The following is an 18,627-nucleotide window of genomic DNA, read 5'->3' as shown; positions in this document are numbered from 1 at the left end:
TACCAGCAAGCCCGCACGCACGCTCCCCCTGGAGATCACCGAACGATGACTGCCACCTTCTGGAACACCAAGCACCGCTCATATCGGGGCACCGACTGGATCCGTACCCCCACCTACTTCGCACAGGAGGTCGTCAGCCGCTTCCCGGCCGGCTCGGCGGTACTGGACGCCGGCTGCGGGCAGGGACAGGACAGCGCCTATTTCGCCGCGGCCGGACACCGGGTGACGGCGATGGACCACTCGGACTTCGCCCTCGCCCAGTTCCCCGAGGAGGCCCTGTCCGCGTCGGTCCAACGCGTCACCGCCTCCCTGGCGGACTTCCCGCACCCCTTCGACGACGGGTCCTTCGATGTCGTCTACGCGCACCTCAGCGTCCACTACTTCGACCTACCGACGAGCCGGGAGATCATGACCGAGTTCCGGCGGGTACTGCGCCCCGGCGGCCTGCTGTGCGTCATGGTCAACTCCGTCGACGACCCCGAGCACGGCGAGGGCAGACAACTCGGCCCTGACCACTACGAGCTCGAACCGGGTGACGCCAAGCGGTACTTCAGCCGACGCACACTTTACGACCTCACCTCCGACCTGTTCGTGCCCTACCTGCTGGAACAGCACGGCCGCACCCGCAAGGACCCCCACCAGTCCTTCGTCCGGCTCGTCGCCGAACGGAACGAGTGAGGAGGAGCCATGACCGACATGCCCGCCCCGACCGTCAACGCGTCGGACGTCAGGACCACTGCGTTCGGCGACTGGATCTCCGTGGACTCCCGGACCGTTCAACTGGCCGGAAGCCATAGCATGGAGACCCACGTCGTGCGGTTTCCCGCCATCGCCCTGATCGTCGCGCTGGACGGCGACGATCTCGTACTGATCCGCCAGTTCCGTTTCCCGCCGCAGTCGTGGGTGATCGAGGCCCCCGCCGGCCGGGTGGAGCCCCGCGAGGACCCGGCGCGGACAGCTATCCGGGAACTGCGCGAGGAGACCGGATTCCAGGCCGACCAGGTCGAGTTGGTCGGCACCCTGCGGATCAGTCCGCACCTGTCCGACGAGACGACCTACGTCTACGCGGCCACCGGTCTGGTGCCGGGTCCCGCGCACCCGGACAAGGGCGAGTTCATCCAGCGCTTCATGGTGCCGCGCGGCAACGTGCGCGCAATGGTGCGAGAAGGCCGGATCGTCGACGCCAAGACCATCGCCGCCCTCGCCGTGTGCGACGTGATCTGAGTCCGAAGAACGCACGCCGGAATAGGAGTTGTGACGCCGATGGGATCCCTTCCCCGGATCGCGGGAGCAGTCCGCGCACGACGGTATCCCGACGCGTACACGGGGTGTCTGCTCGCTGTCCTGGTCACCGTGCTCGAGATCGTCTCCGGATTCACGCAGAACCGGAAGTGGATCGACGTCCTCTTCTCCGCGACCGTCGTCCTGCTGCTCGGCCTGATCGCGCTCGCCACGGCCGACATCCGGATCCGGCAGAACACCGTGATGAACGGCGCCCGCGGCGGTCTGCTGTTCACCGGCCGCTCCCAACTCCCGGCACTGGGTGCGCAACTGCAGGGCGCCCACCGGACCGTCGAGATCTACGGGCTGCAGCTGGGCCACGTCGTCCACCACATGCTGCCCACCATCGCCGACCGGGCGCTCTCCGACTGCCACTTCAGGCTCGCCCTGCTCAGTCCCGTCGACGCCAACGGCGACAAGGTGCCGTGGATCGGTGACATGGGGACGGTGCACGGCTTCCCGAACCTGGAGGACGTGCTGCGCGCAAACCTGGCGCACCTGCGGCACTGGCACGCGGGCCTGACCCCCAAACAACAGCGCAACATCGAGATACGCGCCTACCCCGTCATCCCGACGGCGTCGGTAATCCTCTTCGACGCCAAAAAGCACTCGGGATACGCGCACGTGGAGCCGATACTCCACACCCTCCCCCCGATGGAACGGCCGACCTTCTGGATCACCGAGAAGGACGACTTCAAGCTGTTCCACCTGCTCGTCGACCACTACCAGGAGCTCTGGCAGCAGGCGATCGCCCTGCCCGACCTCGCCCTCTGATCCTGGCCAGCTCACCTCCCGCCTTCCGGGCGACAGACCGGAGCGGAACCACGGAAGGTACTTCATGGACATCCCCGCCCTGAGTTCCCTGCGCGCGGCCGACAGCGACCGTGTCGGCGGCAAGGCCGCTGGGCTGGGCGAACTCCTCGCGATCGGCCTGCCCGTCCCGCCGGGATTCGTACTGCCTGCCGATGCGCTGTCCCCTCTCCTCTCCGACCGGGGCGGGCTGGCGCGGCTGCTCGCGTCGCTGGTGGACGAACACGGCCTGCGCCGGCCCTTCGCCGTCCGTTCCTCGGCCGCCGCGGAGGACGGCGCGAACGCCTCGTACGCGGGGCAATTCGTATCCGAACTGGACGTCGGGGTCGAGGATCTGGCGGCGGCCGTGGAGCGCTGCGCGCGCTCCGGCGGATCGGACCGTGCGGCTTACTACACCGGGCGGATGGAAGCCGACGAGTCCGGGGGCGGGACGGAGGTCGCGAGCGGGGAGGGCGCGGCTGCCGGCGAGCGCGTTCCCATCTCGGTGATCGTGCAGGAACAGGTGCCGGCCGACCTGTCCGGTGTACTGTTCACCGCCGACCCGGTGACGGGGGACCGCGAGAGCTACCTGCTGGACGTGGTTCCCGGCGCGGGAAGCGCGCTGGTCGGCGGTGAGACCGAGCCCTTCTCCGTCCGGCTCTCGGGTGACGGCATGCGGACAGTCAACCGGCCCGACTGGTGCGACGCCGCGCTGGAGACCCGCGTGCTGGGGCTGATCGCGGAGATCCGGAGCCTGGGCAAGGCGGTCACCGACCACCGGGCGGCGCCGCAGGACATCGAACTGTGCGTCACCGCCGACAACGCCGTGATCCCGGTGCAGGCTCGTCCGATCACCGCGCTGCCCGCACCGGCGCACCGGGAGTTCGCCCTCCGCTTCATCCCGGTGACGTCGGCCGACCGGGCCGAACTGGGCGGCCTGACCGGCCTGGACAAGGTACGGCTGCGGCTGATCGCCGAGGAGAGCGACCTGGCGGTAGGGCGGGCCTGGATCGTCCGGGCCCACCCCACCGCCGACTCCGCAGGACCGGACGCCTCCCCGCTGCCCGAGGCCCTGCGCGACGCCTCTCAGATCAGCTTCGTCCTCCAGGACCCGGCCAGACTGTCCGGTTCGATCGTCCGCCGTTTCAGCGCTGCCGGCACCAGGCACGAGGACCTCGACGGCATCGTGCAACTGGTGGGCGCTGCCCACGACGAGTTCGCGCTGATCGCCACGGAGGTACGGTCGGCTGTCCAGTCCGGGGTGGCACGCAGGTTCGGCGACCGCGTCCTGGTCGAGATCGGGTTCGGGGCCTTCGTGCCCAAGGGGGTCGTGACCACCTCGCAGTACGTGTGCACCCTCGATGGCAAGGTGGTTGGGCACGAACTCACCCTTCAGGAAAGGGCGTTCGTCATTGAGGACGGTCAGCCCAGGAGTGTCGTGGTCGGCAGGACGCCGGAGCTGTCCGACCGGCAGATCGAGGAGGTTTGCCGGGCCGTTGCGGTGGCGGGCGCGTACTACCAGCAGCCCTCGGTGGAGTTCGGTATCACCTCGGACGGCTCGTTCTTCCTCATCGACTTCGTCGACGAGGACACGGAGGGAGCCGCCCCGGAGGCGCTCAACGTCATCGCTCCCGGCCGGGTCAGCGGGCGGGTGATCCGAATCGACGACGATCACGACCTGCTGATGGAGTCCCTCGACTTCCACTTCCACACCGACCGGACCCACGCAGCAGGCAGCCGACCGGCGGACGACCCCGTCGTGGTACTGGCCCGGCTGCCGTACCTCTCGCTCGAACGGTTCATCCGGGGCCGCGACCCCAGGTCCGTCGGGTTCGTCTTCCGCAACTGCTCCTACCTCAGCCATCTGTCGATCGTGCTGCGAGAACTGGGCGTCCCCGCGCTGGTGGACGCGGAGGCATTCGACACGCTCGCCGCGGACTCCGTGGTCCTGCTTGACAGCGCCTCGCAGACCGTGGGGCCCGTCACGCCGCGGCAGGCCGGGCAGGGGCAGACCCTGTGATCCTCTCCGACCAGGACATCCTCGGTGCCGTCCGGTGCGGCGACATCGGCATCACGCCGTTCGACGAACGGCTTGTCAAGCGCAACAGCTACCTGCTGCGGCTGGCGGAGCCATTCCGCCGCATCGAGGGCGACGAGATTCTCGACACCGCGGACCCCGAGAGTTTCGCCCGGTGCGAGGGCGTTCTCGAAGCCGGTGACAGCGTGGTGCTCACGCCGGACGTCCTCGTGCTGGCCGGCACCCGCGAACGCATCAGCCTCGCGCCCTCGCTGGTCGGCCTACTCTCCGGCATCTCCAACGTCGCCCGGCTCGGCGTCCAAGTGCACGCCACATCCCAACTCGTCAACGCGGGCTTCGCCCACGGCGCTCCCTCGCGCCTCGTCTTCGAGCTGTCGACGGTCGGCGGCCGCCGGGTGCGGTTGTACGTCGGCACTCCAGTCTGTCACCTCGTCTTCGCCCGGCTCTCGGCCCCAGCGGCGGCACGGCACCCCAGCGGCAGAACAGGCCAGCTCGGCACCGCCCCAAGCCGCCTCCTGGACCAGTTCGGCCACTTCTACGCGCGGGGGGAGGGCGGTGCCGTGGCTGCTTGCACACCGCTGGCTGAACCCTTCTGACACTGACCGTGCGCTTCAGACGGGCGAAAATCAGCCGGTCAGCCGCATCGCGACGGCCTACACGACCGGCCCGGCGACGCAGACGTGCGGCGGGGCGACGCCGGCGCTGACCCCGTTGAACCGCAGGAACTCACGCATAGCGAGCCAGGCGGTCCGCTTGTTTCCGTAGACGAGCGCGTGATGGCGCGCGACGGAGTGCAGCAGGGCCGCCGCCTTCTCGTGCGTTGTCGGGTAGAGCTCGATCCCGAACACCTCGGTCCGCGGCCGTTCGATCGCCCGTCGGCACAGCGCGAACGTGCAGGTCGCGTCATCGATCCCGCCGGTGAGCTGCCGTGGATCTCGCCCGCGCTGCCGGGCCGTCCTTCTGCTGCGCCTCGAGCGCGGCCTGCGAGGTGATGGAGCGCACGCCGTCCGCAGTGATCTGGTACTCGCGGCCGTTGGCGTTCATCACCAGGACCTCGCCGGGGAGCTGCGGCCAGCGGACCTTCCACCCGCGCTCGTACAACTCCCGCGGATTGTCCTCGAACCAGCCGTTGCACTGTGCACGCGAGGAGCAGGTTATGGCGCGCCGGTGGCGACCCGTTCGTCGAGACGACCGCGCTCGCCCACCACGCCTGGTTGCTGTACCAGCACGGCAGACACGCGGAAGCCGTCGCCGAACAGCACACCGTCCTCGCGTTCCGGCGGGGCAACGGCCTGCCGCGCAACCTTGCCATCGCCCTGCGCGACGCGGCGGCGATGGAACGAGCCGCCGACCTCGGGCAGGCCGCCGAGGAACACTTGGCCGAGGCGCTGGCCCTGTTCACCACGCTCGAAATGCGCCTGGACGCGGCGATGGCGCTGCACGTGCAGGGCTAGTTCGCGGCGCAGGACGGCCGGACCCGGGAGGCCACCCGTCACTTCGTCCGCGCCCTGGAGGCCGCGCGCGACTGCAGCAGCTCCTGCGAACGGGCCCGCTCCCACCATGGACTCGGCCCGGTGGCAGTTCACCGCGCGGCGAGCGGAGCGGAAGGCGGCCCGCGTCGCCGCCGACGCGGGCCGCGGCGTACCCCTCCTCACGCCCCCCAGTGGACATGGCCAGCCCAGTGCAGCGGGGACCCCGGCATGATGTCCCGCACCGACCGGGCGGCGGCCGAGACCGCCGCGGCGGCACGCCAGGTCTCCAGCGTTCCCCCAGGCCCCCGCAGGGCTTCGTAACAGCGGGTCGCGACCGTCGCCGCGTGCACGTCGCTCACCGGCCACAGCGTGCCGATCACGTGGGAGAAGCCGGCCAGTTGGAACGCCGACGTGATGTGCACAAACTCGTCGGCCAGCCGGGGCGCCGCCTTTGTGGTGGCACAGGCGGACAGGTAGCAGAGCGCGCCCGCCGGGTTCGACACCCCGGCGATCTCACGGACCGTCAGCGGCCGTTCCCGGTGGTCGCAGAGCAGGAGCCTGCTCCGGGACGGCACTCGGGGGTCGGCGACGGCGTGGCAGGCGAAGTGGACGGTGCGGCGTGCCTCCAGGGCGGTCAGCACCGCGTCGTGTCCGGCGTCGGCCGCGCTCAGCACCGTGCAGTCGGGCAGCAGCGCCCGCAGCGCCTCGGTCTCCCGCTCCGCCCCCGGCAGCGGAGGCGCGTCGGGGGGCTCGGCTACCGACACCAGCAGCAGGGCACCCACCGCGCCTGCGTCCGGGCCGGCCTCCGTGTCGGGGCCGGTGCCCGCGTCCGGGGTGGCGCCCCTCCGCGCGTAGTCGAGAGCGCGCAGCGTCGGCGTGTACGAACTGGTTGTCCGGTCCATGACGGTACGTCCCGACCTCTGACGGTGGTACCCGGCGGCGTGCAGCGGCAGCATCGTGAACACGCCGACCGGACACCACCACAGCCGGTCGGCGACCGTACCGTCCTCGTCCCTACCGTCCAGGACCCCAACGCCTCCGTCCGCCCCGTCCGTGTCCGCCAGCGCCGTAAGCACCGGCTCCGCCACGGTGTCCCACAGCCACTCCAGCACCCGGCTCATCTCCCGGTGGGCCCGCAGCCGTTCGCCGTATCCAGCGGCCGTCGAGGCCGCGCGGACGGCGGTGTCGAACGCCTCGGCTTGGTGCGCCGCGGCCGCCGCCGTGGCGCCGTAGCAGGGCATGTGCCGGGGCACCCCCGCGCCGGCCGGCAGGATCACCGCGCCGCCCGCCTCTTCGGCCGCGTACACGTACACCAACGGGCCGTCCGCGGACATGCGGTGCAGTTCGGCGGGCGGCCCGGGGTCCAGGAAATCCCGCATCCCGTCCTGCTCCCGGATCCGGGCGAGCAACGCGTTCCACTGCTCGTCCAGCCGGGTCCGTCGGGTGGCTGCGGCGGCAGCCCGGGACCCGTCGGGGGTGTACAGGTCGCCGCCCGGTCCGGTGTCGGCGGCATACTCCTGCCGCAACCGCGTGAACTCCGCGGCCAGTTCGGGCGCGACGGCGGTGAGCACCGCCAGGTCCGCCGACCGTTCCAGAATCGACTCGGTCAGCAGCACGCCCCGCGCCCGCTCCAGCAGCCCGATGCCGTACGCCACCCGGCCGACCGCCACCGCCGTCGACACGACCTGCGCCGCGAGGCCGCCGACCCGCCCCAGCGCGTGATCGCGGTCAGGCCTGTCCAGGGCGCGCCCGGCCAGCCGGGGCAGCAGGGACACGGCGGTCTCCAGCACCGGTAGGGCGGCCCCCGGATCGCCGCGCTGCGCGACGATCCTGGCCTCTTCGCGCAGCGCCCAGATCCGCAGCACGACCGGGGCGCCTGGACTGCGGGACGCCTCCGCGTAGACCTCGGCCGCCTCGGCGAGCGTCCGGTCGTCGCCCGTCCGGGAGGCGAGCGTGGACAGGGCGAGCCCCAGATTGGCGAGCACCGAGGGCCGGTTGCCGTGGCCGGGCAGCAGGGCGGCCAGGGCCCGGCGCCCCGCCGTGACCGCGTCGTGCAGGGCCGTCACCGCGCCGGAGGCGTCGTACTGGGCGCGCAGCACGATCATCAGGTTGGACAGCCGGCCCGGCAGGTCGGGGTCGCCCTCCTCAGTGGCGTCAGCCACCTCGGTCATCACGCGCACCGCCTCGCGCAGGCTGTCGTCGTCCCCGGCGGCCCCGCGCAGCCGCAGCAGCAACCCGAGCGTGCTCAGGACCGCGGGACGGTCCGGGTCGGCGTCGGGCATACGGGCTGCGGCCTCCCGGCACACCGCGATGCCCCGCTCGACCTGCGCGAGGTCACCCGTCCGCTCCGCCGCGCCGCGCAGCACGATCCCGAAGTTCGCCAGACGGCCAGCCCGGTCGGGATGAGCGTCCGGAGTCGACGCCACCGCGTCGGCGCCCCGGGCCACCGCCTGCTCCAGCAGGGCGGTGTCCCCGGTCGCCCGGTACGACATGTGCAGCGACAGGCTCAGATTGGCGAGGGCCGCCACCCGGTGGGCCGGGTTCAGCGGCCCGGTGAGCGACACCCGGCCGACGGCCACGGCCTCGGCGAGGAGGTCGGGGTCACCGGTCACCTCGGCGCGGGAGCGCAGCACCAGTCCCAGCCCCGAGAGCAGGGCGAACCGGACCGGTGGTGCGGTACCCCGCGCCGCGCAGGCGTCCCGCAGCAGAGTCTCCGCCTCGGCCAGCGCCTCCATGTCACCCAGCGCCTCGTACCGGGCGAGCAGACACATGGCGAGGTTGCCGGCCGGGTGGCCTCGCGCCGGGTCGCGGGGCCCGAAGAGGCTCAGGGCCGTGCGGCACGCCGCGACGGCCTCCCGGAGGACGTCGGCGTCGCGGGTACGGGTGTGCAGCGCGCTCAGCGCGGCGGCGTGGTTGGTCCAGATCCTGGGGTCGGACTGCGGCCCGGCCGGGCCCGGAGCCACCGACGCCCGGGTCATCACCAGGGCCTCATGGAGCAGCCCGACGTCCCCGTTGCGCGTGTAGCAGACGTGCGGCACGTCGGCGAGGAAGCTCAGCCTGCCGGGCAGCTCAGGAGCGTCATCGGGCGTCTCAGAGACGGCCCGGCGCATGACGGCCAGAGCCCCGTCCAGCAGGCGCCGCCGCGGCCGGTGCGCCCCCGAGGCGGCCAGCGCCTGGGCGAGGTTGGCGAGCCGTCCCGCACGGGCGGGACCGGAGCGGGGGGTCAGCTTCACGGCCTTCCGGCAACAGGCCAGCGCTTCGTCCAGGATGTCGCCCTCGCCGGTGTGGTCGGCCAGCATCAGCAGCGCGGCACCCAGGTTGGCGAGCGCGGTGGCGCGCTCCCCGGCGCCTGCCTCTGTCTTCGCCTCCGCGCTACTCTTCGCCAGCGATTGGCGCAGGAGGCGTACGGCCTCGTGGAGCCTGGCGGGATCACCATCGGCCCGGTAGGCGTCCAGAAGATCGAACGCCGACTCCGGTGCGGGTGAGCGGGAGAGCGCGGGATGCCGGCGTAGCGGTTCGGGCACCAGATCCGGCGTGCTCTCGCATAGCGGGGCGAGCAGGGCGACCGCCTGGGCCAGTTCGTCCGGATCTCGGTTCAGGACAAGGTGCCGGAGCCAGTGCAGGACGCCCAGGGCGCTACGGGATTCGGGATCAGCCTCCAGATCGGTCGCGGCGGCGAGAGCGGCCCGCTCGGCGTCCGCCTCCGGACAGGTCAACAGGCCGGGATCCCGGGTCTCACCGAACCTGGCGATGCGCTGCCTGACCGCCACTAGCAGACGCTGCCCGGCGACCGCGTCCTCCTCGTTCATGGTGCCCCGCCTCTCCGTCGCCGAACCATCCCTGGTCAACAGCGGTTTCAGACAGGGCTGTTGACGGCCGCCGGGGCATCCGGAACCGGCGGGACGACCGTGGCATGATATGTCGCCCGTGCGCCCGCTTCAGGAGCAGCCAATGACCGACCGTGTTCCCGAGGCCGACGGTGTCCCCGCGGCCGACGTCGCCCTGCTGCTGTCGGACGGCGCAGGCAGATGGCTCGACGCCGAGCCAGCCGACATCCCCCTCGGCGCCGTTCGCGTCGGAGCCCGGCAGATCCATCCGGTGCTGCCACCCCCGCACGCGTTCCCCGGGCACGACGCCTATCTCGTGCGGTTCCCCTACGAGTTGCTGCTGGAGCCGGACGTGCCGGGCCCGCTCTGGTTCGAGGTCGCCTTCCGGCTTTCCTGCGCCGACGGCTCGGCGGTGGTGGTGACGGACACCGTGCCCCGTACGGTGCTGGCGCAGCAGGCGCCGTCCACCGTGGTCCTCGACGGGCTGCTCAACTTCACGGCTGCCGGGCCCGGAGAGCCGGGAGCGTTCGCCCTGCCCGAGGCCCTGCCCGTGGTCGACGTCTTCGGCATCGGCGGTTCGACACCACGCTGGCGGCACAGCACGAAACAACCCGACGGCGTGCGGCCCGGCTCCTACTCGGGGTGGGTCGCGATGCTGGTGCCCGAGGGCTGCGACACCGTCGACGTCGTGTGCTCGGCTCGCTTCGACCTCGGTCCCGACGACGCGATGGGATGTCTGCCCGTCGCCGTCCCCACAGCTTTCACGCTCCGTCTCGCCGCGGCGCGGGCCGCCACCGCCGCCGCGCCGCGGACAGCGCAGGAGCCCGCCCTTCCGCCAGCGCCCACGCGACCGGCCATACCCGCGCCGCGAGCGGTCCCCGTGGTCACAACCAGGGCCGACGCCCAGGCCGTAGTCGAGGGCGGGCTCGGGGTCGAAGCCGGGAACAGAGGTGAGGCCGGGCTCGGGACCGAGGCCAGAGTCGAGGCCGCGCCTGGGAGCGGGGCCAGGGCCGGCGTCGGAGTCCGACGCCCCGAGGGCATGCCGCGAGTGTTCGTGTCCTACGCCCACGACGACGAACCGCACGTTGAACAGGTGCGTCTCTTCGCCGACTTCCTCGCCCGGGACTGCGGGCTCGACGTCGTCCTGGACCGCTGGGACACCGACCGGCGGCGCGACTGGTACCTATGGGCCGCGGAACAGGTGCGGGAGGCCGACTTCGTCCTCGTGGTGGCCTCGCCGATGTGCCGCAAGGTCGGGGACGGACAGATGGACAACACGCAGCACCGCGGACTTCAGTCCGAACTCGCCCTGATCCGCGAGAACCTCCACGCAGACCGGGCTACATGGACCACCAGGCTGCTGCCCGTGGTGCTGCCCGGAAGGACCCCGTCAGACCTGCCCACGTTCCTGCAACCACAGTCCGCAGACCACTACATCGTCTCCGGCAACACGGTGGGCGGTGCGCAGGACCTGCTGCGCACCATCCTCCGCTGGCCTCTCCACCGCCGCCCCGCGCCCTCCGAGCGCGTACGCCTGCTGGACCGGCTCCGCTGACGCAGGGGCGGGCTCCGGACGGCCACAGCACCTCGACCGGTACGGCTGGAGTGAGTTGGCTTGTAACACTGTCCGCTGAGGATGCGGGAGTCGAGGTCCGATCGGTGTGCGGTCGGGTTTCGCGGCGGCGAAGTGATTGGGGAAGCCGCCCCGTGCCGACTGAGTGCTGCCGGTCCGACCGGGTGGGTCACCGGGTCAGCTGCGGATACTGCTGTCGAGGAAACTGAGGACCATGCGGACCGTGTCGCGGCTGAACCAGGCTGTCTCGGGGTGCTGTTCGAGGATGTCCTGGATGTGGAAGGTGACCTTGGCCCAGTTGCGGAAGTTGCCGTGGCAGGCGGCATCGTTGATCCACATCAGGTCGTCGGGGGCAACGTTCTGCCACAAGGCGTGGTAGGTCGGCATCAGGGCCAGGACTTCGTCGGGGGTGAGCGGCTGGTACTGCTGGTAGATCGGGATGCGGGAGAAGAGGCCGGAGCAACTACGGATGCGCTGGAGGCAGTTGTCGCCGCCGGCGAGGATCACGGTCAGCTGGGTGCGCCTGTTCTCCCACAGGGTCTGCAGGTACTCCAGGGAGCTCCTGGTCAGGCCCTGGGCTTCGTCGCAGACCAGGACGCGGTGCTGCTCGGCGAAGGCCTGCACGAGGAGTTGGTCGAATGCGTCGCCTTTGGCGGGAGGGTCTCCGGGCAACGCCAGCGCGCGATAGAGGCCGGCTCGCAGGGTACCGAGCGGGGCTCCCTTGCGGCATTCGAGCCAGAGGGTGTTGTCGGGAGCGAGGTCGCGCAGGCTGGTGTTGACGGCGAAGGTCTTGCCGAGTCCGACGTCGCCGTGGACGCAGAACAGGGCGCGGGCCTTGATGACGGTGGCCAGGTGGCGTTGGGTCAGACGCGAGGCGGTGGTGGGCAGGAGGCGGGCGCCGGCGAGACCGAGGTAGTGGTCGTTGGCTGGGGCGGTGGTGTCAATCGTGTGGTCCATCGGTGGGCTCCTCGGACGGGGTAGGCAGCGGAGCGGGCTTCCAGGAGGCGGTGGGGTCGGGCAGTGGCGGGAGCAGGGGGTCAGTCGAGCCCGGGCGGCTTTCGGCGGGGCTTTGGGTGTTGTTCCAGGTGTCGGTGGGGTCGGGTAGCGGGATGAGGTCGGGGCGTGCTTCGTGGGCGAGTTCGTCCTGGCGATGACCGTCGAGGAATGCGGCCGCCTGTTCCTGGGTCATGTCGCTGGCCGGGCGGGGGGTGGTGGCGATGGTGTCGCCTTCGAAGCGTTCCTCGCGCTGGCGCTTCGCCTTGTCCAGGGCGGTGCGCAGGCGGCCGGCTTCGCGGTCGGCCGCGCTTCGTACCTCACTCCGTTCCTGGGGGTTGGCTGCGTTCTGCAGGACGGCTGGGCCCAGGTAGGTGCCGTCTTTGGCGTCGAAGAGTTCGACGGTGCGTTCCTGGCGGGGCATGTAGCGCAGCACGACTTTGGTGCCGCCGCGGCCTTGCATGTAGGGGGCGAGGTAGTGGCGTTTGCCCCAGTGGACGCCGTCCGAGTTGATCGTCAGGTGGGTGGGGTGGGTTTCGAGGGTGAAGAGGAGGTCTTCGGGGTCGGGGTCGTAGATGGGGGTGAGGTCGTCGTACCACAGCTCGTAGGGGGTGCGGTTGTCGCGGGTGCGGATGCGGTGCTCGTGGTTCCACTCATGGACCCATTCGAGGAGGATGCGGATGAATGCCTCGTAGGTCAGCAGGCGTTCGTCGGGGTCGATTTTGGTGCGGCGGCTGGTTCGGGGGGCGTGGACGAAGCCGGGTAGGCCGGGGAAAAGCATCGTTTTGACGGCGCGGTTGAGGGCTTCGACAGTTCCCTTGAGCTCTGGGTGCCTGGGGGGCAGGTCGACGACGCGGACGCCGAGGATGCCGAAGGCGGTTGCGACGGTGTCGCTCAGGAAGTCTTTGCCTCTGTCGACCCGGACGAGGCCGGGGCTGCCTCCGAAGGGGCCGTGGTCGCCTCCTCGCAGGACGGCGGTCCGGATGGCGAGGAGGATGTTCTCCCGGCTGGGGGTCTGTGCGGAGACGGACAGGCCGCAGATGGCGTCGCTGGCGCAGTCGATGAACCAGGTGATCCAGGGTTTGCGGCGGTGGCCGTTGACGTTGACCCAGACGCTTGCTTCGACGTGGTCGGCTTCCCAGGCCTGGTTGCGGTGTCCGATGTCGCGGGTGAAGTGGACGTCGAATTTGCGGCGTTCCTTCTCGCCGCCGCGTAGGCCGGCGAGGAAGCCGGGGGTGTAGGCGGTGGTGACGGCGCGGTGGAAGGTGGCGTAGGAGACGGGGTCGTCTCCCAGGTGGCCTCTTTTGCACAAGTCCCGGTAGGCGGCGGCGATGTTGCCGCAGAAGAGGGCGACGGCGTCGCGCATCACCTGGGTGAGGGCGAAGGCGGCGGGGCGTTGCGGGGTGTAGCGGCCGTTGTGCTGGGCGGCGTTGTCCATCCATCGGCGCACGCTGCTCGGGCAGACTCCGAAGACTTCGGCGACGGTGGTCATGTGGTCGGTGGTGAGGCTGTTCTGTTGGGCGAGGAACATGAGCCGGCTGACGGCTGCCCGGCGCAGGCTGGTGTCGCGCAGCGGCTGCTCGATGGTCACGGAGTGTCCTCCCAGGGGACGGCTCTGCCTGCATGCGGTGGTGCTGGTCAGGCGGGGGCGAGGCTGAGCAGGCCCGCGCCGTAGGACTGGGCGCGGCCGATGCCGCGGCAGACGCTCTGCGCGAGGAGGCGGGCGTCGGTGATGCGGGCGTGCCCGTCGAACTGAATGAGCTGGTGGTCGAGGCCCGGCCGGTGGGGGGTGTGCGGGGAGCGTTCGAAGGCTTGGGGGGTGAGGCTGATGTCGGTGAGGGCGAGGCCGGACTGGCCGGCTCTGCGCTGCCACCACAGGGCGGCGTCGTGGCCGTGCAGGGCGGTGGGGGTGCCGCGGCGGCGCAGGAGGCGGCCGTCGGGTCGTCGGCCGCAGAGGGGTCCGCGGAGGTGGCGGACCGGGGCGGCGGTGATGCGGTAGCGCACGTGTTGGCCGGTGGTGAGGGCGTGCAGGACGGGGGTGAGGTCGCGGGCTGCGAGAAGGGTTCCGTAGTGGGCGGGCAGGCTGGCCAGGTTGGGTGGCTGGGCGGTCTGGACGAGCAGGGTGGGCTCGTCCTGGTCGGTGTCGAGGCGGAAGAGGAGGCCGGCGTCGCGGCGGGGGTGGGGGCTGGGGGTGCCGGGGGTCAGACGCATGAGGGTTTTGTGGAGCTGGACGCGGTCGGCCAGGTCACGGCGTACGGCGTGGTGGGCGGGGTTGAGGCGGATGCGGGTGAGGGTGGCGGTGGGGGTCATGGCTGCTCCGGGTGTATGTAGTCGGCGAGGGTGGTGAGGGGGTTGGGGCCGGCGTAGAGGGCGGTGGGCAGGGGGATGCGGGTGCGCCACACGGTGCGTGGGTGGTAGCGGCGTCGGCCGGGGGTGAAGTCGACGGGCTGGTCGCACAGTTCGTAGTGGTCGATGGCGGTGGTGGGGTCGAGTGGGGGGTCTTCGTGGATGAAGTCGACGTTGACGGTGGTGGTGTGGGGACGGGGTGGGCGGGCGAGGCTGAGGGGGGTGCGGCGGGTGAGTTCGTTCATGGGGTCGGGAATGGCGGTGGCCAGGACGAGGGGTTCGGTGGGGACGCAGGTGCGGCGGCCGAGGTAGGGGGCGTTGCGGGGATGGCGGAGGTGGCCGGCGATGGTCTGCAGGAGGGGGGTGGGGCCGGTGACGGCGACGGTGAAGACCGGGTCGGCGAGGTAGTGGCGGTGGGAGACGAGGGTGGACTCCGTCTGAGGGCGCTGGGGGCCGCCGCTGGTGCGCAGCTGCTTGTCGCGCGGGTGTCCGCCGCCGACGGTGTGGAAGTCGGTGTGGGGAGTGCCGGGCCGGTCGATGCGGATGAGGAATCCCAGGTCCCGATAGCAGGGCTGGCCGGGCAGCTCAGTGAAGGGATCGAGAACGTGCTGGGGCGCGCGTCCGGCGCAGTTGGCGAACATGCCGATCAGGGCGGAGCGGGTGGGGTGGGGGGCGGTGTCGCGGTCGTGGAAGGCGGCGCTGGTGCCGAAGGCGGCCAGGGGGCCCGCGAGGCGCAGCAGCAGAGCACTCACGTGGCGTCCGCCGGCGTTTGGCCGGTGGCTTCTGCGGCCGCGTGGGTGAGGGCTGCGGCGATGAGGGCGTCGAAGCTGTCGTGCCGGGTGCCGAGGTGGGCTGCGTCGCCGGTCTGGGCGCTGGCGTAGCCGTGGCCGACGAGGTCGCTGGTTCCGGTCAGCCGGTGCGTGACGCCGGCGCAGGTGTCCAGGGCCTGGTAGCTGGGGGTGAGGTAGCCGCCGCCGGGGGCGGCTTGCACGGGCTGTTCGAAGGCGCTGGCGTAGGTGACGGGGCGGCCGTCGCGGACGGCGTAGGCGACCAGGTCGGGCACGGTGTGCGGGGCGGTGGACGTCTGCTTCGCGGGGAGCACGGTCATGATGGCCGCGCGCAGGAACAGGCCGGTCAGGCGCAGGGCCTGGTTCTGGTCGCCGTCGAGTTTGCGGGTCAGGTCGGTGAGGTTGACCGTGGTGAACCGGTAGAACACTCCGCTGGTCAGGAACGAGGTGTCCATGAAGGCGCTGCCGCGGTCGCCCGCGCCGAGCCAGTCGTCCACCGCGGTCACGAAATCCGGCTGCAGATCGCTCTTGTGCGTGGTGAGGGCGGGGGCGGTCTGCACGGCGCTGGGGACGTCGGCGTCTGTCAGGCCGGCGAGCATGCGGCCGAAGAGGTGGATGGTGGCCGTGGGCCGGCTCAGGCAGGCGGCCACCTTGTCGGTGGGCAGCAGGGCAGGCGGCTTGCCGCGGCCGGGCTTGGTGTCGGCGCTGTCGTCGGGCTCCTTCTTCTGGAGGCGGGCCAGGCCCTTCTCCAGGGCGGCACGGTGATCGGTGCACAGCTCGGCGAGGTCCTCGACGATGGAGTCGGCGGCGACCAGGAGCATGGCGTTGGTGCGGTGGCCGTTCTTGGGGTCGGTGTCCAGGCCCTTGGCAGTGGCGGAGCGGGCGATCTGCCCGGCGGCGAAGTGGGCCAGGTCCTCGGGCCAGCCGGCTGCGCGCAGCGCCTCGGCGACATGCGGGGGCAGGTAGCGGGTGCGGGCGGCGGGCTCTTCGAGCGTGTCCTCGAGTGCCAGGCGCAAGGGGCGTCGTTGGGTCTGGGCGGGGACCATGATGCGCTTGGCGTTGCCGACGGTCATGGTCTTGGGCACGTTGTGCTGGTCCCGGTTGAGGCAGGACGGGGGCCTGTGCTCAAGCATGTGGATGTCGAGGTAGCGGGTGTGCATCACAGCTCCAGGAGGGTGTCGGGGACGGTCAGGAAGAAGGCGTGACGCCAGCGGCCGGCGACTTCCAGCGGGTCGAAGTCCCACTGGGCAAGGTCCTCGAGCAGCACGGCGAAGTCGCATGCCAGGCCGAGATTGAGCAGCCGGCGGATCGTGTGGGGCAGCCGGGTGTGCAGCAGGTCGGCGGAGAGCACGCCCATCACTTCCACTTCGCGCTGCCAGCCTGCGGCGGTGTGGGGGTGTGCGCGGGCGGCGTCGGCCAGAGTGCGGCCGAGGTTGGGGCGCCGCGACCAGCCGTCCAGCAGCGCTGATTCTGATTCCAGGGGGTCGTCCGGGTCGAGGCCACGGTGCGCTGGCGAGGAGGGGGTTGTTTCGGTCCAGTCCGGGACGGGACGTTCCAGCGCGATCAGGGAGGCGATCGTGTAGTGGGCGCGGCGGGCGCCGAAGCCCTGGCAGGGTTTGACAAGGTAGGCGTCCATACCTGGGCACTCGGTGAGGGGCTGGCCGCGGCCGTTCTCCAGGCGGCTGCGGATGCGCGGGGTGCGGCACAAGCCGCGGACGTGGGCGACGAAGGCGTCGTAGTGGCAGCGGCGTTCGTCACGGCTGGGCATGCGGTCCTCCGGTCGGGCGGAGCGTGTCGTCAGGGGCTGTGCCGGCGCGTCGCAGGCTCTGCACGGCGCGGGCAAGTGCCGGGCCGGCCTTGGGCAGGCGGTTGAGGGCGTCGCGGGTGGTCTCGGACAGTGCCGTGATGGCCGCGGCGGCGAACACCCCGTAAGCGGGCCGTGTGTCGTCGACGAGCTGCCAGAAGGCCTGCTCGGCGCGCGGCCAGTAGTCGGCGAGGGCCTGGCCGGCCCACAGACTGGCGTCCCCTTTCCCGCTGCCCTTTCGGGGTGAGGCTGCCGTGCGCCGGGTGAGGCCGCTGTCCTTCCAGGCCTGGTCGGCTGCCTGGCGCAGGGCGGCGCCCAGGGTCTCCGCGGCGGCGCAGCACTCGACGATGCGGGAGGCCTTGACGGGGTCGTTCTCCTGGGCCAGCGGCCAGATCGGCGGGGTCAGGCCGGTGTACCAGATGCGGTTGTTGACCTGGCCTTCCTGATCGAATCCGCACACCCATACCCGCAGACTGGCGCGGGTGTCCCCGGGAAGGCTGTTGATCGTGGTGAATGCCTCGGGCCGGCAGCCCGGCCGGTGTTCGTCACCGGCGAGTGCCAGCGCGGACAGCGCCCGGAACTTGGCGTAGTCGGCGTCCGCGCGGCGCGGGCTGCGCCGGCGCTCCGCGGGTGCCGCGGGGTTGATGTCGTAGACGAGGTAGGGGTCGGTGGCCTCCAGCGGGGGATGCTGGGTGGCCCAGGTCAGGTAGGCGTCGGTGACGTGCTCGCCGCTCGCGTCGGGAACCAGGAGCGCGGCGTGCCGGGAGCGGCCGGTCAGCAGCCGTCTGGGCCAGGTCACCTGGGGCGGTGTCTGCAGCGGATCGGCGGCGGGCTGTTCCCAGGGGCAGGCGTCGCTGCCGGGGGCCTGGTCGTCGCCGCGGTAGGGCACCTGGTGCAGCAGAAGGGTCTCGTACAGGGTGCGGCCGCGGGGGTGGAAGGAGACGGTGGAGCGCAGCGGGCCGGCTTGCAACTGTCCGCCGCTCACGCCGTCGACGGTGCGTGCGGTGGACCGTCCGGAGCGCCCGTAGTAGTGGTAGGCGAGCAGGTTCCACAGGGCTTCCCTGGCGGGCACGGGCTGGGGATCGGTGTCGGTGTGACGGGGGTTGAACCAGACCAGGTTGCGGCCGGCCGCGCGGCCGTAGACGAGGGAGTTGATCCCGCTGCGTTTGGAGCACTGGACGGCCAGTGCCGCGTCCTGCCACCACGGGCGTACGGGGTGGAAAAGGTCGAAGGCGTCGGGATCTGCATCGAAGTAGGCATGCACCGCGTCGGTGTCGAAGCCGTCTGTGCCTCTGAGCAGTTCTGTCCGGTGCTCCAGCCAGTCCTTGATGTGCTGGTCCGGGTCGTCGAGTTCGGTGATGGGAGCGCAGATCGCGGTGAGGACGCGGTAGAGGGCGGACTGGGCGGGCGGCAGGGGCAGGGCCAGGTCGTCGATGCGGTGTGCGTCCGCCAGCAGGTCGCGTAAGCCGACGTACTCGATGTGCTTGCCGCAGCGCACCGGGATGCAGGGTCTCAGGTCGATCCGGTAACTCGGCGGTGGCATCACAAACACTCCCTCTTCGCTTGCCGCCGGCCTATACGGGGCCATGGCGAGGACGTGGCACAAGGCGCGCGGACAGAGCGGTATGGACGGGATGCGGCGTGAGAGGTGCGCCCGGGCAGGGTCCGTGAAGAGCGGGGTTCCGGCGGCGGGAGCAGATCGAAGCGGCCGCTGAG

General features: G+C 71.3%; 16 protein-coding genes and 1 pseudogene. 7 read left to right on the top strand and 10 right to left on the bottom strand.

Annotation, left to right across the window (positions count from 1 at the left end; translation table 11 throughout):
* The first annotated feature begins 45 nt into the window (after positions 1-45).
* From ACZ5VQ_RS47950 to dcd, 5 genes are all read left to right on the top strand, one after another.
* Positions 46-678 carry a class I SAM-dependent methyltransferase gene (locus ACZ5VQ_RS47950; protein ID WP_469110521.1) on the top strand — a complete coding sequence of 211 codons (633 nt, stop codon included), beginning with the start codon at positions 46-48 and terminating at the stop codon, positions 676-678.
* 9 nt (positions 679-687) lie between these two features.
* Complete coding sequence (locus ACZ5VQ_RS47945) at positions 688-1,224, top strand: NUDIX hydrolase (RefSeq protein ID WP_469110520.1); 537 nt, start codon at positions 688-690, stop codon at positions 1,222-1,224.
* A gap of 39 nt (positions 1,225-1,263) precedes the next feature.
* Positions 1,264-2,055: a hypothetical protein gene (locus tag ACZ5VQ_RS47940; protein WP_469110519.1), complete on the top strand. Its 792-nt coding sequence runs from the start codon at positions 1,264-1,266 to the stop codon at positions 2,053-2,055.
* Positions 2,056-2,119: 64 nt separating this feature from the next.
* Entirely contained in the window at positions 2,120-4,090 is a 1,971-nt protein-coding gene (locus tag ACZ5VQ_RS47935) for a PEP/pyruvate-binding domain-containing protein (protein WP_469110518.1), read from the top strand.
* On the top strand, positions 4,087-4,704 hold the full coding sequence (dcd, locus tag ACZ5VQ_RS47930; RefSeq protein ID WP_469110517.1) for a dCTP deaminase: 618 nt from the start codon (positions 4,087-4,089) through the stop codon (positions 4,702-4,704). The genes ACZ5VQ_RS47935 and dcd overlap by 4 nt, the downstream gene beginning before the upstream one ends.
* Positions 4,705-4,764: 60 nt before the next feature.
* On the opposite strand, the pseudogene ACZ5VQ_RS47925 reads toward dcd, so the two are convergent.
* Both ACZ5VQ_RS47925 and ACZ5VQ_RS47920 read right to left on the bottom strand, forming a co-directional pair.
* Positions 4,765-5,019, bottom strand: a pseudogene (locus ACZ5VQ_RS47925) (type II toxin-antitoxin system death-on-curing family toxin); the annotation flags it as partial.
* Entirely contained in the window at positions 5,012-5,209 is a 198-nt protein-coding gene (locus tag ACZ5VQ_RS47920) for a hypothetical protein (RefSeq protein WP_469110516.1), read from the bottom strand. The gene ACZ5VQ_RS47920 and the pseudogene ACZ5VQ_RS47925, both read right to left, overlap by 8 nt.
* Before the next feature lie 35 nt (positions 5,210-5,244).
* On the opposite strand from ACZ5VQ_RS47920, the gene ACZ5VQ_RS47915 reads away from it, so the two are divergent.
* Complete coding sequence (locus tag ACZ5VQ_RS47915) at positions 5,245-5,562, top strand: hypothetical protein (protein WP_469110515.1); 318 nt, start codon at positions 5,245-5,247, stop codon at positions 5,560-5,562.
* Positions 5,563-5,759: 197 nt separating this feature from the next.
* On the opposite strand, the gene ACZ5VQ_RS47910 is transcribed toward ACZ5VQ_RS47915, so the two are convergent.
* Positions 5,760-9,389 (bottom strand): CHAT domain-containing protein, encoded by a 3,630-nt coding sequence (locus ACZ5VQ_RS47910; RefSeq protein WP_469110514.1) that lies wholly within the window; start codon positions 9,387-9,389, stop codon positions 5,760-5,762.
* A 142-nt stretch (positions 9,390-9,531) separates the two neighbouring features.
* Here ACZ5VQ_RS47910 and ACZ5VQ_RS47905 point away from each other — a divergent pair, with 142 nt between their 5' ends.
* Positions 9,532-10,962 carry an SEFIR domain-containing protein gene (locus ACZ5VQ_RS47905; RefSeq protein ID WP_469110513.1) on the top strand — a complete coding sequence of 477 codons (1,431 nt, stop codon included), beginning with the start codon at positions 9,532-9,534 and terminating at the stop codon, positions 10,960-10,962.
* A gap of 195 nt (positions 10,963-11,157) precedes the next feature.
* On the opposite strand, the gene ACZ5VQ_RS47900 is transcribed toward ACZ5VQ_RS47905, so the two are convergent.
* The 7 genes from ACZ5VQ_RS47900 to casA are packed head-to-tail and all read right to left on the bottom strand — an operon-like array spanning position 11,158 to position 18,454.
* On the bottom strand, positions 11,158-11,937 hold the full coding sequence (locus ACZ5VQ_RS47900; RefSeq protein ID WP_469110512.1) for an AAA family ATPase: 780 nt from the start codon (positions 11,935-11,937) through the stop codon (positions 11,158-11,160).
* A complete protein-coding gene (locus ACZ5VQ_RS47895; RefSeq protein ID WP_469110511.1) occupies positions 11,921-13,564 on the bottom strand; it encodes a transposase in 1,644 nt (547 codons plus the stop codon). Before ACZ5VQ_RS47895 ends, ACZ5VQ_RS47900 begins: the two co-directional genes overlap by 17 nt.
* Before the next feature lie 47 nt (positions 13,565-13,611).
* Positions 13,612-14,283: a type I-E CRISPR-associated protein Cas6/Cse3/CasE gene (gene cas6e, locus ACZ5VQ_RS47890; RefSeq protein WP_469110510.1), complete on the bottom strand. Its 672-nt coding sequence runs from the start codon at positions 14,281-14,283 to the stop codon at positions 13,612-13,614.
* Positions 14,280-15,071, bottom strand: coding sequence for a type I-E CRISPR-associated protein Cas5/CasD (gene cas5e / locus ACZ5VQ_RS47885; protein ID WP_469110509.1), 792 nt, complete (start codon positions 15,069-15,071; stop codon positions 14,280-14,282). The genes cas6e and cas5e overlap by 4 nt, the downstream gene beginning before the upstream one ends.
* Positions 15,068-16,267: a type I-E CRISPR-associated protein Cas7/Cse4/CasC gene (gene cas7e, locus ACZ5VQ_RS47880; RefSeq protein ID WP_469110508.1), complete on the bottom strand. Its 1,200-nt coding sequence runs from the start codon at positions 16,265-16,267 to the stop codon at positions 15,068-15,070. The genes cas5e and cas7e overlap by 4 nt, the downstream gene beginning before the upstream one ends.
* Positions 16,267-16,875 (bottom strand): type I-E CRISPR-associated protein Cse2/CasB, encoded by a 609-nt coding sequence (gene casB / locus ACZ5VQ_RS47875; RefSeq protein ID WP_469110507.1) that lies wholly within the window; start codon positions 16,873-16,875, stop codon positions 16,267-16,269. Before casB ends, cas7e begins: the two co-directional genes overlap by 1 nt.
* Positions 16,862-18,454, bottom strand: coding sequence for a type I-E CRISPR-associated protein Cse1/CasA (gene casA, locus ACZ5VQ_RS47870; protein ID WP_392791399.1), 1,593 nt, complete (start codon positions 18,452-18,454; stop codon positions 16,862-16,864). Before casA ends, casB begins: the two co-directional genes overlap by 14 nt.
* Positions 18,455-18,627: the final 173 nt, after the last annotated feature.

Source organism: Streptomyces sp. NPDC033178, from assembly GCF_055577685.1.
This window is presented reverse-complemented; position numbering and strand designations above follow the sequence as displayed.

Coding starts and splice junctions, on each gene's coding strand:
- ACZ5VQ_RS47950 (WP_469110521.1), top strand. CDS start 46: ATGACTGCCACCTTCTGGAACACCAAGCACCGCTCATATCGGGGCACC.
- ACZ5VQ_RS47945 (WP_469110520.1), top strand. CDS start 688: ATGACCGACATGCCCGCCCCGACCGTCAACGCGTCGGACGTCAGGACC.
- ACZ5VQ_RS47940 (WP_469110519.1), top strand. CDS start 1,264: ATGGGATCCCTTCCCCGGATCGCGGGAGCAGTCCGCGCACGACGGTAT.
- ACZ5VQ_RS47935 (WP_469110518.1), top strand. CDS start 2,120: ATGGACATCCCCGCCCTGAGTTCCCTGCGCGCGGCCGACAGCGACCGT.
- ACZ5VQ_RS47910 (WP_469110514.1), bottom strand. CDS start 9,389: ATGAACGAGGAGGACGCGGTCGCCGGGCAGCGTCTGCTAGTGGCGGTC.
- ACZ5VQ_RS47905 (WP_469110513.1), top strand. CDS start 9,532: ATGACCGACCGTGTTCCCGAGGCCGACGGTGTCCCCGCGGCCGACGTC.
- ACZ5VQ_RS47900 (WP_469110512.1), bottom strand. CDS start 11,937: ATGGACCACACGATTGACACCACCGCCCCAGCCAACGACCACTACCTC.
- cas6e (WP_469110510.1), bottom strand. CDS start 14,283: ATGACCCCCACCGCCACCCTCACCCGCATCCGCCTCAACCCCGCCCAC.
- cas7e (WP_469110508.1), bottom strand. CDS start 16,267: ATGCACACCCGCTACCTCGACATCCACATGCTTGAGCACAGGCCCCCG.
- casB (WP_469110507.1), bottom strand. CDS start 16,875: ATGCCCAGCCGTGACGAACGCCGCTGCCACTACGACGCCTTCGTCGCC.
- casA (WP_392791399.1), bottom strand. CDS start 18,454: ATGCCACCGCCGAGTTACCGGATCGACCTGAGACCCTGCATCCCGGTG.